The 13,893-nt window shown below is 67.9% G+C and carries 20 protein-coding genes; 14 read left to right on the top strand and 6 right to left on the bottom strand.

What is annotated here, in order from left to right; all coding sequences use genetic code 11:
* The first annotated feature begins 5 nt into the window (after positions 1-5).
* The 6 genes from ACFPJ1_RS32055 (at position 6) to ACFPJ1_RS32080 (ending at position 4,183) form a co-directional block, all read left to right on the top strand.
* Positions 6-491, top strand: a complete 486-nt coding sequence (locus ACFPJ1_RS32055) for a MarR family winged helix-turn-helix transcriptional regulator (protein WP_380109668.1) — start codon at positions 6-8, stop codon at positions 489-491.
* 11 nt (positions 492-502) lie between these two features.
* Positions 503-1,759, top strand: a complete 1,257-nt coding sequence (locus ACFPJ1_RS32060) for a glycoside hydrolase family 3 N-terminal domain-containing protein (protein WP_380109670.1) — start codon at positions 503-505, stop codon at positions 1,757-1,759.
* Complete coding sequence (locus ACFPJ1_RS32065) at positions 1,756-2,100, top strand: YidH family protein (RefSeq protein WP_380109672.1); 345 nt, start codon at positions 1,756-1,758, stop codon at positions 2,098-2,100. Before ACFPJ1_RS32060 ends, ACFPJ1_RS32065 begins: the two co-directional genes overlap by 4 nt.
* A complete protein-coding gene (locus ACFPJ1_RS32070; protein ID WP_380109675.1) occupies positions 2,097-2,411 on the top strand; it encodes a DUF202 domain-containing protein in 315 nt (104 codons plus the stop codon). Before ACFPJ1_RS32065 ends, ACFPJ1_RS32070 begins: the two co-directional genes overlap by 4 nt.
* Before the next feature lie 138 nt (positions 2,412-2,549).
* On the top strand, positions 2,550-3,182 hold the full coding sequence (locus ACFPJ1_RS32075) for a DUF47 domain-containing protein (protein ID WP_380109676.1): 633 nt from the start codon (positions 2,550-2,552) through the stop codon (positions 3,180-3,182).
* A 2-nt stretch (positions 3,183-3,184) separates the two neighbouring features.
* Positions 3,185-4,183 carry an inorganic phosphate transporter gene (locus ACFPJ1_RS32080; protein WP_380109677.1) on the top strand — a complete coding sequence of 333 codons (999 nt, stop codon included), beginning with the start codon at positions 3,185-3,187 and terminating at the stop codon, positions 4,181-4,183.
* A gap of 80 nt (positions 4,184-4,263) precedes the next feature.
* On the opposite strand, the gene ACFPJ1_RS32085 is transcribed toward ACFPJ1_RS32080, so the two are convergent.
* Positions 4,264-4,788, bottom strand: a complete 525-nt coding sequence (locus tag ACFPJ1_RS32085; RefSeq protein ID WP_380109678.1) for a hypothetical protein — start codon at positions 4,786-4,788, stop codon at positions 4,264-4,266.
* Positions 4,789-5,001: 213 nt separating this feature from the next.
* Positions 5,002-5,751, bottom strand: a complete 750-nt coding sequence (locus ACFPJ1_RS32090; protein WP_380109679.1) for a lysophospholipid acyltransferase family protein — start codon at positions 5,749-5,751, stop codon at positions 5,002-5,004.
* A 247-nt stretch (positions 5,752-5,998) separates the two neighbouring features.
* Here ACFPJ1_RS32090 and ACFPJ1_RS43360 point away from each other — a divergent pair, with 247 nt between their 5' ends.
* The 6 genes from ACFPJ1_RS43360 (at position 5,999) to ACFPJ1_RS32115 (ending at position 10,022) form a co-directional block, all read left to right on the top strand.
* A complete protein-coding gene (locus tag ACFPJ1_RS43360; protein WP_465261090.1) occupies positions 5,999-7,117 on the top strand; it encodes a phosphomethylpyrimidine synthase ThiC in 1,119 nt (372 codons plus the stop codon).
* Positions 7,032-7,628, top strand: a complete 597-nt coding sequence (locus tag ACFPJ1_RS43365) for a phosphomethylpyrimidine synthase ThiC (RefSeq protein ID WP_465261091.1) — start codon at positions 7,032-7,034, stop codon at positions 7,626-7,628. The genes ACFPJ1_RS43360 and ACFPJ1_RS43365 overlap by 86 nt, the downstream gene beginning before the upstream one ends.
* Before the next feature lie 225 nt (positions 7,629-7,853).
* Positions 7,854-8,111 carry a hypothetical protein gene (locus ACFPJ1_RS32100; RefSeq protein WP_380109681.1) on the top strand — a complete coding sequence of 86 codons (258 nt, stop codon included), beginning with the start codon at positions 7,854-7,856 and terminating at the stop codon, positions 8,109-8,111.
* A gap of 29 nt (positions 8,112-8,140) precedes the next feature.
* Entirely contained in the window at positions 8,141-8,635 is a 495-nt protein-coding gene (locus ACFPJ1_RS32105; RefSeq protein WP_380109683.1) for a hypothetical protein, read from the top strand.
* A 281-nt stretch (positions 8,636-8,916) separates the two neighbouring features.
* On the top strand, positions 8,917-9,471 hold the full coding sequence (locus ACFPJ1_RS32110) for a transposase (protein ID WP_380109684.1): 555 nt from the start codon (positions 8,917-8,919) through the stop codon (positions 9,469-9,471).
* On the top strand, positions 9,468-10,022 hold the full coding sequence (locus ACFPJ1_RS32115; protein WP_380109685.1) for a hypothetical protein: 555 nt from the start codon (positions 9,468-9,470) through the stop codon (positions 10,020-10,022). Before ACFPJ1_RS32110 ends, ACFPJ1_RS32115 begins: the two co-directional genes overlap by 4 nt.
* Before the next feature lie 12 nt (positions 10,023-10,034).
* Here the strand turns inward: ACFPJ1_RS32115 and ACFPJ1_RS32120 are convergent, their stop codons facing one another.
* Both ACFPJ1_RS32120 and ACFPJ1_RS32125 read right to left on the bottom strand, forming a co-directional pair.
* Positions 10,035-10,784: an RDD family protein gene (locus ACFPJ1_RS32120; RefSeq protein ID WP_380109686.1), complete on the bottom strand. Its 750-nt coding sequence runs from the start codon at positions 10,782-10,784 to the stop codon at positions 10,035-10,037.
* A gap of 124 nt (positions 10,785-10,908) precedes the next feature.
* Positions 10,909-11,694, bottom strand: coding sequence for an RDD family protein (locus tag ACFPJ1_RS32125; protein ID WP_380109689.1), 786 nt, complete (start codon positions 11,692-11,694; stop codon positions 10,909-10,911).
* 112 nt (positions 11,695-11,806) lie between these two features.
* Here ACFPJ1_RS32125 and ACFPJ1_RS32130 point away from each other — a divergent pair, with 112 nt between their 5' ends.
* Positions 11,807-12,253: a DUF2752 domain-containing protein gene (locus ACFPJ1_RS32130; protein WP_380109691.1), complete on the top strand. Its 447-nt coding sequence runs from the start codon at positions 11,807-11,809 to the stop codon at positions 12,251-12,253.
* Between the two features lie 24 nt (positions 12,254-12,277).
* Here the strand turns inward: ACFPJ1_RS32130 and ACFPJ1_RS32135 are convergent, their stop codons facing one another.
* Positions 12,278-12,478 (bottom strand): hypothetical protein, encoded by a 201-nt coding sequence (locus tag ACFPJ1_RS32135; protein WP_380109693.1) that lies wholly within the window; start codon positions 12,476-12,478, stop codon positions 12,278-12,280.
* Positions 12,479-12,655: 177 nt separating this feature from the next.
* On the opposite strand from ACFPJ1_RS32135, the gene ACFPJ1_RS32140 reads away from it, so the two are divergent.
* Positions 12,656-13,003, top strand: a complete 348-nt coding sequence (locus tag ACFPJ1_RS32140; RefSeq protein ID WP_380109694.1) for a hypothetical protein — start codon at positions 12,656-12,658, stop codon at positions 13,001-13,003.
* A 113-nt stretch (positions 13,004-13,116) separates the two neighbouring features.
* Here the strand turns inward: ACFPJ1_RS32140 and pstB are convergent, their stop codons facing one another.
* Entirely contained in the window at positions 13,117-13,893 is a 777-nt protein-coding gene (gene pstB, locus ACFPJ1_RS32145) for a phosphate ABC transporter ATP-binding protein PstB (protein ID WP_380109696.1), read from the bottom strand.

Genomic DNA, 13,893 nt, shown 5'->3' on the forward strand with positions numbered 1-13,893 from the left:
CGACAATGGCGGAACCCCGGTGGCTGGATGAGAAAGAGCAGCAGGCCTGGCGAGCGTTCATCGCGGCCCAGCGCGTGGTCAACGGCAAGATCGAGCAGCAGTTGCAACGCGACGCGGGGATGCCACACACCTACTTCGAGATCCTGGTCCGGCTGGCCGACGCCGAGGACGGCCGGCTGCGGATGAGTGAGCTGGCGCTGTCCACACTGGGCTCCCGCAGCCGCCTGTCCCACGCGGTGAACAGGCTCGAGCAGGTCGGCTGGGTACGCCGCGAGGGGATCGCCTCCGACCGCCGCGGCCAGGTCGCCATCCTCACCGAGGAAGGCCGGCAGAAGCTCAAGGACACGGCTCCCGGGCACGTCGAGACAGTCCGGCAAGTGGTCTTCGATGCCCTCAGTGACGAGCAGGTCGCGCAGTTGCACGACATCTGCAGCACGCTGGCCCGGCACTCCGGCGGTACCTATGACAGCGCCATTTGGGACGTCCGCTGAGAATGGCAAGGATGAACACCACCACGAGCCGGGCAGCGACCGCCACGGCCGCAGTACTGGCCGTGCTGCTCCTGGCCGGCTGTAGCGACACGGGCACGCCCACGGCTGGGCCGAGCACGGTCCCCTCGTCGACGGTACCGATCACACCCACCCCATCGCCCGGCGACGCCACTCAGACGCCGAGCCAGACGCCCAGCCGGACCCCGAGTCAGTCACCCAGCCAGACGCCGAGCTGCGTGGACCAGAAGGCCGAGGCGCTGACACTGCGCGAGCAGGCGGCCCAGCTGATCATGACGGGTATCGACGCCGAAGGTATGACCTCGGCCGAGCGGTCCATCGCCCGCGCGCAGAAGCCCGGCGGACTCCTGCTGATGGGGAGCGGCGGCAGCGCGTCCCACACCCGTACTGCGATGTCCACGGCCAGCATGACCGCCACTGTGAAGGGGATCCGCCCGTTCATCGCGGCGGACCAGGAGGGCGGGCAGATCCAGCGCCTCAAAGGCTCCGGGTTCGACCGCATCCCGGCCGCGACCGTGCAGGCCACCTGGTCCGACGAGAAGCTGACCGCCCGGGCCAAGATCTGGGGGAGTCAGCTCAAGCAGGCGAACGTCAACCTGGACCTCGCACCGGTGGCAGACGTCGTACCGGCTTCGCTGGGAAACGCGAATGCGCCTATCGGTGCATTGGACCGCGGCTACGGCAGTACTCCGGGCGCGGTCAGCAAGCACGTCAGCGCCTTCATCAACGGGATGGACGCCGCCGGTGTGATGACCTCGGTCAAGCACTTCCCGGGCCTCGGCCGGGTGAAGGGCAACACCGACTTCTCCTCCGGCGTGGTGGACACCGTCACGGTCCGTGGTGACGACGACCTCGCGCCGTTCGCGGCGGGGATCCGGGCCGGCTCCGACATGGTGATGGTGTCAACCGTCACCTACACGAAGATCGACCCGAAGAACCGGGCGGTGTTCTCGCCTACGATCATCCGGGGCATGTTGCGCGGCGACCTCGGGTACGGCGGGGTGGTCATCACTGACGACGTCGGGGCGGCCGCGGAAGTCGCATCCGTGCCGGCGGGCCAGCGGGCCACCCGGTTCGTGGCGGCCGGTGGCGACATCGTGATCACCGCGAAGGCGTCGCTCACCTCGACGATGGTGAGCGCGCTGGTCGCGAAAGCCCAGCAGGACAAGGAGTTCGCGGCCGACCTCCAGAGCAGTGTCCGCCGGGTCCTCGCCCTCAAGCAGAACCGCGGCCTGCTGAGCTGCGGATGACTACGCCACCGACCGGCCAGGAGCCCGACTACCGGTTCACACTCGCCAATGAGCGGACGTACCTCGCCTATTTGCGGACATCGCTCGCCTGTTACGCGGGAGGCCTGTCCGCAGTACAGTTCCTGGACCTCGGACCGGATCGGATCGTGGCCAAGATCATCGGCGCCATCCTGGTCTGCGCCGGGATCGTCACCACGGCAGGTGCCTTCCGGCGCTGGCAGTTGAACCAGGCCGCGATGCGCGCAGGCGCCCGGTTGCCGGTCACCAGGCTGCCTTTGATGCTCGGCGCAACCATCGCCGTGGTGGGAGTGCTCGGTCTGCTGTTCAGCCTGTGGCGATGATCCCCGACCCAGGGTTGCAACCCGAACGCACGCTGCTGGCCTGGCGACGTACGTCACTCGGCCTGGTCGCGAACGGGATCCTGCTGCTTGCCTCCGGCCACGGCACATCGGACGTCCGGCTGGGGCTCGGCATCGTGGTGACCGTGCTCGCGCTGGCCTGCTGGGCCGCGGTGAGCGCCGTCTACCGCCGATCGACCCGTCCGGAGGCGGGTCCGCCGGGCGAGCTGGGGTCGGACCGGGTACTGCGCGCGGCGGCCGGGCTGGTCCTCGTGGTGGGCCTTTTCGACCTCTACGCGGTGATCACTCGCTGAGATCTTCCGGACACGAACAGGTTGCATTCAGTCCACGTGTTCATCATCTCGCGATACGTTGACCGGGCGGATGCTTCGTCAGGCGTCTGTTGCCCCTAGCATGTTCAAGGTTTGTCCCTCGTTCACCCGGAGCTTGAAGTGCCGTTACGTCTGCGTCCGAACGACCCGACGTTCTACGACCTTTTCACCGAGTCAGCCAACCACCTGGTCGACGGAGCCAGGATCCTGGCCGAGTTGCTGGGCAGCACAGCAGGCTCGGGCCTCTCGGCCAGCCACCAGATCGCCAAGCAGATGAAGGAAGCCGAGCACGCGGCCGACGAGACCACCCACTCGATCATCCGCAGGGTGAACTCGACCTTCGTGACGCCGTTCGACCGGGAGGACATCTACCGGCTGGCGTCCGATCTCGACGATGTGATGGATTTCATGGAGGAGGCGGTCGACAACGTCCACCTCTTCAACCTCAGCAGCCTGCCGGCCGAGGTGGCCGAGCAGATCGAGGCACTGCAGCGGATGGCCACGCTGACGGCCGAGACGATGCCGCGGCTGCGGACGATGAAGGACCTGGCCGAGTACTGGATCGAGATCAACCGGCTGGAGAACACCGGTGACGCCGTACACCGCCGGATCATCGCCAAGCTGTTCAGCGGCGAGTTCGACGCGCTGACGGTGATGAAGGTGAAGACCGTGGTCGACCTGCTGGAGGCCGCCATCGACGCCTTCGAGCGGGTCGCCAACACGGTCGAACAGATCGCTGTCAAGGAGAGCTGAGCGTGGAGTTCACGCTCGTCATCGCGGTCGTCGTCATCGCGCTCGCGTTCGACTACACCAACGGCTTCCACGACGCCGCGAACGCCATCGCGACCTCGGTCTCGACCCGGGCGCTGACCCCGCGCGTCGCGCTGGTGATGGCGGCCGTGATGAACTTCGTCGGCGCCTTCCTGGGCACCGAGGTCGCCGAGACGATCGGCGAGGGCATCATCAACATCCCCGACGGCCGGCACGGCCTGGTGGTCGTGATCGCCGCGCTGGTCGGTGCCATCTCCTGGAACCTGGTCACGTGGTACTTCGGCCTGCCGTCGTCGTCCTCGCACGCCCTGATCGGCGGTCTGGTCGGCGCCGGGATCGCCTCCGCGAGCGTGGTGCTGTGGTCCGGCATCCTCGACAAAGTGGTCATCCCGATGGTCCTGTCGCCCGCGATCGGCTTCCTCGGCGCGTTCGGGCTGATGACGGCGATCCTGTGGCTCTTCCGGCACCGCAACCCGGGCAAGACGACCCGGGGCTTCCGGATGGCGCAGTCGCTGTCCGCGGCCGCGATGGCGCTGGGACACGGCCTGCAGGACGCTCAGAAGACGATGGGCGTGATCTTCCTGGCCCTGCTCACCACCGGTCACGTGGACCCGGGCGACGGCATCCCGACCTGGGTCAAGATCGCCGCGGCGACCGCGATCTCGCTGGGCACCTACTCCGGCGGCTGGCGGATCATGCGGACCCTGGGCCGCCGGATCATCCACCTGGACCCGGCCCGCGGTTTCGCCTCGGAGTCGGTCGCCGCCACCGTGCTCTACGTGATGGCGATCGGATTGCACGCACCCGTCTCCACCACCCACACGATCACCTCCGCGGTGATGGGCGCCGGCGCCACCAAGCGGCTGTCCGCGGTCCGCTGGGGTATGGCGCAGAACATCGTGGTGGGGTGGGTCCTGACGATCCCGGCCGCGGGCCTGGCCGCCGCCGGCGTCTACGGCATCGCTCACCTGATCCTGGAATGACAACCCGCTGCCTGATCATTCCCCGGTTCCACTAGCCCCAGCCTGTACTCCGGGCCGGTGGGCGGCACGCAGTACGGGGGTCAGCGGTTCCAGCGGCGGACGGCTTTGGCGACGTCTTTCGGGCGGAGCGTGCTGACGGAGTCCTGCCAGTTGCGGTACAGGGAGTCGCCGAGCAAGGACAGGCTCAGGGTGGCCTGCGGGCGGACCGCCTTCACCCAGGTGGCGGCGGCCGCGTGGCCCTGCTTGTAGAGGAGGTGGTTGGCGGTCGCCTCGATCCGGAGCTTGTGGTCGCCCCGCAGGTCGATCGTGGCCCAGGCCTTGACGATCGCCGGGTCCCGCGCGGTCATCTTGGCCAGGTAGGTGAGCGGGCCGTGCCAGGACCCGCGGTTGCCGAAGCTGTCCAGGCTCTCCAGCGGGAACCAGCCGTTCTGGCAGCGTCTCCCGTTCACCGCGGACTCGATCTGGCGCGCCTGGTCGGGGCGCAGGTACTCGGTCGACCAGTTCAGGAAGTACACCCCGACGTCCGGGATCTCTTCTGCGACCTCACGCGGGATCGTCAGCGTTCCCGGCTCGAAGAGGTGCAACTCCTCGTCAGATCCGTACAAGTTCTTCGTTCCCCCGCCCCACCTGATGACTGCCGGCCCGTGACGGCGACTGCCGCCGGCCTGCGTCGAGAGGGGACCCCCCAGGTCCTGCATTCCGACACCAAAGAATCTTGGTACTCCTGGTGCCGCGCTCGGTCAAGCCCTCGTCCGGATGGCAGCTCTGTCGGCCTGACCGGTTCCCACCGGTGTCCGTGCTATTCCTTGCGGTCCGGGCTACTCCTTGCGGCGAGCCGCCCGGTTCCGCAGCTCCTCCTGGTCGAGCCGCTCGGCCTCCTCGGGTGTCGGAGCGCCACCCCCGTACGACGAGGGCAGCCACCAGGCGCCGGGTGGCTGCTCGGGATACGCGCGGATGGCCTCGTCGAGCAGGCCGGCCATCCTGGTCCGCAGTTTGTCGGTCGCCTTGGTGGCGTCGTCACCCCGGCTCACCTCAAGCGGTTCGCCCACGCTGATCGAGACGTTCTGGTGCCGGGAGAAGTCGCGCGGGTGGTCCTTGGTCATCATCCGCTGGGTGCCCCACAGCACCATCGGGATCACCGGCACGCCGGTCGCGGCGGCCATCCGGACGGTGCCGGACTTGAACTCCTTCAGCTCGAACGACCGGCTGATGGTGGCTTCCGGGAACACCCCGACGATCTCGCCCTCTTTGAGGTAGCGGAGCGCCTCGCGGTACGAGCCGGCGCCCGCGCCGCGGTCCACCGGGATGTGGTGCATGCCGCGCATCAGCGGACCGGAGTACCGGTTGCGGAACAGCACCTCCTTGGCCATGAACCGCACCAGCCGCTTGCTCGGCTGCGCGCCGAACCCGCCGATCACGAAGTCGACGTAGCTGATGTGGTTCAGCGCGAGCACCGCGCCCCCGGACCGCGGGATGTGCTCGGTGCCCGACATCGTGAACTTGAGGTCGAGCACCTTGAAGGCGGTCTTGGCGAAGCCGATGACCGGCGGGTACAGGAGGTCGCGCATGACCTGACGCTACCGGGTCCGGCAACCCGCCACACCCTCCCGAAAGGTGACCCTCGCCGCTCCATCGGTCATGCGCTGCCGCCGACGCGCGGATTCAGTACGCAGTACGCAATGGTTGTTAGGGTTGCCGGCGACAAGTTGATACCGCGGGAGCTCGCGCTGTAGCGGGCTGAGAGGGCGGCTGGGTGAACCCGGCGCCGCCGACCGCCGAACCTGTCCGGGTAATTCCGGCGTAGGGAGCAGCATCGTGACAACTATCGACAACTCTGTCCGTCCCACCGTGACCACCGGTCCGATCTCCGGCTCGGAGAAGATCTACTCGGGTGAGCTGAGGGTTCCGCGGCGGCGGGTGCAGCTCACCAACGGGGAGCACTTCGACCTCTACGACACCTCCGGTCCGTACACGGACGCGACCGCCGAGATCGACGTACAGGCGGGGCTGCCCGCGGTACGGCGGGAGTGGGTCGCCGGCCGGGAGCCGTTGACCCAGCTGGCCCATGCGCGAGCCGGCACCATCACCGAGGAGATGCGGTACGTCGCCGCTCGGGAAGGCGTGGATCCGGAGTTCGTCCGCGCCGAGGTGGCTCGCGGCCGGGCGGTGATCCCGGCGAACCACCGGCATCCGGAGTCCGAGCCGATGATCATCGGGAAGAAGTTCCTGGTGAAGGTGAACGCGAACATCGGCAACTCGGCCGTCAGCAGTTCCGTCGAGGAAGAGGTGGAGAAGCTCGTCTGGGCCACCCGCTGGGGCGCGGGCACCGTGATGGACCTGTCCACCGGCAAGAACATCCACGAGACCCGCGAGTGGATCCTGCGGAACTCGCCGGTGCCGATCGGTACCGTTCCGCTCTACCAGGCGCTCGAGAAGGTGAAGGGCGACCCGACCGAGCTGTCCTGGGAGGTCTACCGCGACACGGTGATCGAGCAGTGCGAGCAGGGCGTGGACTACATGACCGTGCACGCGGGTGTGCTGCTGCGGTACGTGCCGCTGACCGCCCAGCGGATCACCGGCATCGTCTCCCGCGGCGGCTCGATCATGGCCGCCTGGTGCCTCGCGCACCACCAGGAATCCTTCCTGTACACGCATTTCGCCGAGCTCTGCGAGATCCTTCGTCGGTACGACGTGACGTTCTCCCTGGGCGACGGGCTTCGTCCCGGCTGCATCGCCGACGCGAACGACACGGCCCAGTTCGCCGAGCTCCGCACGCTGGGGGAGCTGACCAGGATCGCCTGGGGAGCACGACGTCCAGGTGATGATCGAGGGACCCGGGCACGTCCCGATGCACAAGATCGCCGAGAACGTGCGGCTCGAGGAGGAGCTCTGCGGCGAGGCGCCGTTCTACACCTTGGGGCCGTTGGCAACTGATGTGGCGCCGGCCTACGACCACATCACCAGCGCGATCGGCGCCGCCCAGATCGGCTGGCTCGGTACGGCGATGCTCTGCTACGTGACGCCCAAGGAACACCTCGGGCTGCCGGACCGCGACGACGTGAAGACCGGGGTGATCACCTACAAGATCGCCGCCCACGCGGCCGATCTGGCCAAGGGTCATCCGGGCGCGCAGGACCGGGACGACGCGTTGTCGCGGGCGCGGTTCGAGTTCCGCTGGGAGGACCAGTTCAACCTGTCGCTGGATCCGGACACGGCCCGGTCCTTCCACGACGAGACGCTGCCGGCCGAACCCGCCAAGACGGCACACTTCTGCTCGATGTGCGGGCCGAAGTTCTGCTCGATGCGGATCACCGCCGACATCCGCAAGTACGCGGAGGAGAACGGCCTCGACTCGGCCGAGGCGATCGAGGCGGGCTTCGCGGAGATGTCCGACACCTTCAAGGCCAACAACTCGCAGGTCTATCTGCCGGTCACCCCGGCCTGACGAAAATCAGGCGGACCGGCCGGGGTGGACAACCGCCTCGGCCTGTTCGCCGTCTCTACGATGAGAGGTAGGTGATCCGCTGTGCGCCTTGTTGCCGTCGGATTCGTCGGTGTCGCGTTGCTGCTCGTCGGCTGTGGCGCTGAAGCGGATCCACCTTCTGGACAGGAGTCCTCTGTGAGCCCATCGACCCAACCACCCAGCCCGAGTACGCCTTCTGGAGGACCCGTGGAGCAGGCGAAGTCCGATCTGGCCGACCGCTTGGGCCTCTCCGTGGAGGAGATCACGGTGGTCAGCTCCGAGGAAGTCACCTGGCGAGATTCAGCGCTCGGTTGCCCCGAGCCTGGCATGCATTACGCCCAGGTCCTCACGGACGGAAGCCGGATCGTGCTGACAGCGGACGGCAAGCAGTACCACTACCACTCCGGCGGACAGCGCGCACCGTTCCTGTGCGAGAACCCGCAGCCGCCTCTGCCAACGAACTAGCCCGTCATATCGTGCCTGATGATGGGCGCATGGAAGACGACCTCCGCGCGGCGCTGCATCGGTACGACGAGGCCGGCGGCCTCGAGCGTCCGACCGGGTACGACCATGCCGCGGCCCGGGCCGCCTTCGATGTCCTGGTGGAACGACTGGATGCCGAGTTCGGCACCAGCTGCCGGGCCGATCGTCAGATCGAGGACGCCAGCCTGCACGGCCGGATCGAGATCCCGGTCGAGGCGGTCCGCGGACGCGCGCAACTCGTCGTCTCGGTGAGCAACTTCGGCCCGATGACGGTGGTCTCCGCCGAGAACCCTGGCGCCTACCTCGATCTGGCCGAAGCGCTGGCCGACCACGCTGCCGATAGCGCGGATCTGCAAGCCATACAAGGCATTCTGGCCGCACTCGGCTATCTCGTGATCCCCGAGGAACTGCTGACCCGCCCGTACGACGGCATCAGCGACCTGGCCTCGCGCTACCCGCCCGACCAGGCGCCCGACTGGTGGATCCGCTTCTTCGACTACCTCTGAGCGGGATTCCTGGATCGCTCGGTTCAGCGCTGTAGAGGCCCGAAACGTCCTGACTCCGTGTGAAGAAGACCGGTGAGTCGGGGCGCGGGATGGGCCGGAATCAGCGGAGAATTGGGGGAACGGCGTCGCGACGAGACGATCACCCTCCGTGATCGAGCGAACCGGTTCAGGTTTTTTCCTTCACTCTACGTGAATAAGACTGTAGCCTTAATCATGCTCTGGGAAGGAGGTGCAGCGCGATGGTCTTCGTTCTCACAGTAGATCAGCGGGGCAGCCGGAGCATGACCGATCTCGTACCCGAGCTACTGAATTCGCTCAACCGGCGGCCGCGACGCACCGGGCTGCTGCGCAGGTTCGAGCGTACGGCCGGCGACGAGGTGCAGGGCGTGCTGTCCGACGCGCGCGCCACCATCGACGTGATCGTCCAGCTGCTCCGGATGGACAGATGGTACATCGGGCTCGGCATCGGCGACGTCGCCGAGCCACTGCCCCGCAGTACCAGGGCAGGCAGCGGCGAGGCGTTCGTCGCCGCGCGGGAGGCGGTCAACCGGGCCAAGTCGAGTCCGCACCACATCAACGTGATCGGGCAGAACGCGCGCGGGGCCGAGCAGGTCGAGACCGTGCTGTGGCTGATGGCGTCCGTACTGCGACGCCGAAGCGAGCGCGGCTGGGCGGTGGCGGATCTCCTGGGCGAAGGTCTCAGCCGGCGCGAGATCGGCGTGAAGCTCGGCATCAGCCAGTCCGCGGTGACCCAGCGGGCCCAGGCGGCCGGGGTCGTGGAGGAACAGCGTGGCCGCGTGCTCGCTGCCGAGCTCCTAGAGTCGGCGGCTGCATGACGGCAATCGTCCTGTCGTTGACAGCGGCCGGGCTGATCCTCGCCGTCCTGGCGTGGCTGCCGAGGTCCGGGTCCACTCAACAGATCGTGGTCAGCGGGTTGATGCTGGCCTGCCTCTTCGCCGTCGGCATCCTGCTGCTGGCAGGTGACGGTGTCGCGGGCTGGCGCGAGGCCTGGTGGAACATCCTGCTGCTGATGGCGGGTGCCTTCGCGGTGGCGGGTGGCGGCCCGCTGACGACGTCTGTGCTCGCGTTGGTGGACCGCGGGAACACCCGGTCGCAGTCGACCCAGCAGGCCGGTGAGGTACTGCGGGGCGGTGCCTTGATCGGTTCGCTCGAGCGGATGGCGATCTTCGCGTCGATCGTGGCCGGGTGGCCTGAGGGCGTAGCGGTCGTGCTGGCGATCAAGGGACTCGCCAGATACCCGGAGTTGCGCAGTCCTGATCAGCCGGCGGCTGTGACGCCCCAGGCGGTGGCGGAACGCTTCATCATCGGCACCTTCACCAGCGTGCTCTGGTCCGTCACCTGCGCCGGCCTACTGCTGTCCCGCTGACCCGGGGCTTCGCTAAAGCCTGATGACGAGGTTGGAGACGACCTTGTCGTGCCAGGTCTGCTGCTTCTGGTCCCAGAGCGGCCAGAGCGCGTTCAGGAAGCAGAGGTAGCTGAAGATGATGGAGCAGACCTCGCGCCCGAACGTGCGGCCGATGCCGATTGTCGCGCCGGTGGACTCGGAGACGATCTTGAGCCCGGTGACCTTCTTGCCGAACGACTGCCCGGTCCTGCCCTGTCTGATCACCCGGTTCCAGAACGCGATCAATACGGCGAGCAGGTAGCTGAGACCGATCACGGCACCGCCGGCGCTATTGCGCCCGTCGGAGGTCGACCCGCTGGAGAGCGCCACGCCTGCGATCAGGCCGATGCCGATCGGAACCATCGGGAGCACGGAGTCGAGGAGAGAGGCACCCACCCGGATAGGCCAGCTGGCCAGCTGGCCGGGCGGTGCATAGCCGTAGCCGAAGCCGCCCTGCGGACTGTAGGGGGCGTAGCCCTGCTGGGTCGGGTTGTTCGGCTGCACGCCGAAGCTCCCCGGCTGCCCGGGCGGAAGCTGGCCAGGCTGCCCTGGCTGTCCCGGCGGGAGCTGTCCCGGCTGCCCGGGCGGGAACTGCGCGGGCTGACCGTACTGCGCGGGCTGGCCGTACTGGCCTGGCTGGCTGTACTGACCGGGCTGGGTCGGGTACTGCGGGGGCTGGCCGGGGATGTGCGGGCCGGGCTGGTCCTGGGGTCCGTCGTACGGGCCTTGGGGAGGGGTGGTCACTGGAATCCTTTCTGGGCGCTCCAGATCCGTGGGGCACGAGTATCGCGGACCGGGTCGGCGGTGTCGGACGCCGCGGCCTGGAGAGGCCACGGCGTCCGAGGTGTCGCGGGGGTGTCGCCAGAGGTCAGAGCTTGATGGAGTACGTGTTGTTGATCTTGTCCGCGAAGGTCTGCTTCTTCTCGTCCCACAGCGGCCACAGGTAGCCCAGGTAGCAGGGCAGGCCGTCCAGGATGTGGGTGATGTCGCGCAGCGCGGCCTTGCCGGGGCCGACCTGCTGACCGGTGTCTGCCGAGACCAGCTTCAGGCCCAGCGCCTTCTTGCCCCAGCTCTGGCCGGTGTTGCCCTGCAGGATGACCCGGTTGTAGACCCACAGCCCGATGGACACGAGGCTGAGCAGGAGCGACAGGATGCTGCCGGTGCCGTCGTCGCCCAGTGCGTTACCGATCGAGCTGGGCAGACCGATGATGATGATGTCGATCAGGAACGCACCCACCCGGACCGGCCAGGTGGCGAGGTTGCCGGTCGCCTGACCGTAGCCACCGTAGGGCTGCTGCCCGTACGCCGCATACGGCTGCTGGCCATACGCCGGCTGCCCGTAGCCCGGCTGGGGCTGCTGACCGTACTGCCCCGGCTGCTGGCCGCCGTACTGGCCCGGCTGGCCGTACTGCGCGGGCTGCTGGGCGCCGTACTGGCCAGGCTGGCCGTATTGGCCTGGCTGGGCGTACTGGCCGGGTTGTCCGGGCTGCTGACCGTAGGGCTGCTGGTCGTAGCTCGGCTGGCCGTAACCAGGCTGCGGGGGCTGCTGGCCGTACTGGTCCGGCTGCTGCCCATACTGCGCTGGCTGCCCGTATTGACCCGGTTGGATCGAGTCTTGCGGGCCGTGACCCGGCGGCGGCGTCGGAGTGCTCACGACGATCCCTTCTAGAAGCATGTGAGGAGTGGCTTGCAGGCTAGTGCTCGGACGGTTCAGCCGGCCGGGGGATCCCATGAACTTGCCTGGTGCAGGGGTTACCTTGGTAGGCGTGACCCTGACGCCAGAAGGTATCGTCCTCCGCCCGACCGGTCCGGTGGAGCCGCTCGATCGGCGCGTACTGGGACTTGCCGCTGTCGGCGTCGGCGGGTTCGGCCTTGCTGCGATCTACCAGCTCTCCGGCGACCGGCACCTCGGCGTACCTTGCTTGCTGCACGCGACGACCGGGCTGAACTGTCCACTCTGTGGATCGACCCGGATGGCTGCGGCCTTGCTGCGTGGCGATCTGGACGCCGCCTGGCACTTCAACCCGGTCGTGCTGGTGCTCGGGCCGCTGATCGGCGTTGCCATCGGCTACCAGTTGCTTGCCTATGGCCTCGAACGGATCCGCTGGGTCAAGCTGCCGAGGATCCGGCTGAGCCCACGGGTCGTCGACTGGTCGATCAAGGTCCTGGTCGTGCTGCTGCTCGTGTACGGCGTCGCCCGCAACCTGAACTGACGGGCGACGCCGCAGGCACGGCTGTCAGTTGATGTCGTTGGCGAGTCCGGAGGCGTACCCGACGATGCCCAGGACGAGGAAGACGATGCCGCCGATCCAGGCGACCTTCGCCAGCGTGTCCGACCGGCCCTGCTCCCGGAACTTGCTCTGGGCAAACAATCCCAGACCGATCGCGGCCGGGGAGCAGCAGAACCAGCAGACGATGCCGATGATGGCGAGCACCATCGGGGTGCTGTTCTGTGGAACCTGTGCATTGCCGTAGCCGTAGCCGCCGGGCTGACCCGGGTAGGCGCCCGGCTGCCCCGGGTAACCGCCCGACGCCCCGTAGGGTTGCTGACCGTATTGCCCCGGTTGACCGGGCTGCTGCCCGTACTGCCCTGGCTGTGACCCGTACTGGCCGGGTTGCCCGGGCTGTCCGTACTGGCCGGGCTGTTGGCCGTACTGACCAGGCTGCCCGTACTGGCCGGGCTGACCCGGGTACTGCCCGGGCTGACCAGGCTGCCCGTACTGGCCGGGGTTGGTGTACGGATCCTGCTGGCCGCCGTACTGCCCAGGCTGGCCCGGCTGCTGGCCGTACTGACCAGGCTGCACCGGCTGCTCGCCGTACTGGCCGGGTTGGCCGTACTGGCCGGGTTGACCGGGCTGCCGCTCGCCAGACTGGCCCGGCTCGCCCGGCGTGTCCTGGGGCCGGTTCGGGTCGTTCGGGTCATCGCCCGGAGGCGTCGGAGTGCTCACCACGGTCCCTTCTGAGAACGTCGAGGAATCACCGAAGGCTATCTTTCCAACGGTCCTCCGGTCACGCGGCACGCGCCGGGGTCCCGTGTAACGGACACGGGACCCCGGCGCGGTGATGGAGTGCTGGATCAGCCGAAGCGGCCGGTGATGTAGTCCTCGGTGGCCTTCTCGTTCGGGTTCGAGAAGATCTGCTTGGTCGGGCCCATCTCGATCAGCCGGCCGGGCTTGCCGGTGGCCGCGAGGTTGAAGAAGGCGGTCTGGTCGGAGACGCGGGCCGCCTGCTGCATGTTATGGGTCACGATGACGACGGTGAACCGGTCCTTCAGCTTCTCGATCAGGTCCTCGATCGCCAGCGTGGAGATCGGGTCCAGGGCCGAGCAGGGCTCGTCCATCAGGATCACCTCGGGCTCGACCGCGATCGCCCGGGCGATGCAGAGACGTTGCTGCTGGCCACCGGACAGGCCGGCGCCGGGCTTGTCGAGGCGGTCCTTCACCTCGTTCCACAGGTTGGCGCCGTGCAGCGACCGCTCGACCACCTCGGTCAGCTTCTTCTTCTCCCTGACCCCGTTCAGCTTCAGGCCGGATGCGACGTTGTCGAAGATCGACATGGTCGGGAACGGGTTCGGCCGCTGGAACACCATGCCGACCACTCGGCGGACCGCGACCGGGTCGATGCCCGGCGCGTACAGGTCCTGATCGTCGAGCACGACCTTGCCCTCGACCCGGGCGCCGGGGATCACCTCGTGCATCCGGTTCAGGGTGCGCAGGTAGGTGGACTTGCCGCAGCCGGACGGGCCGATGAACGCGGTGACCGAGCGGGGCTCGATCGTCATCGACACATCCTCGACGGCCTTGAAGTCGCCGTAGTAGACGTTGAGGCCGCTGACCTCGATGCGCTTAGCCAT

This window comes from Kribbella qitaiheensis (assembly GCF_042657745.1).
Lineage (GTDB): Bacteria > Actinomycetota > Actinomycetes > Propionibacteriales > Kribbellaceae > Kribbella > Kribbella qitaiheensis.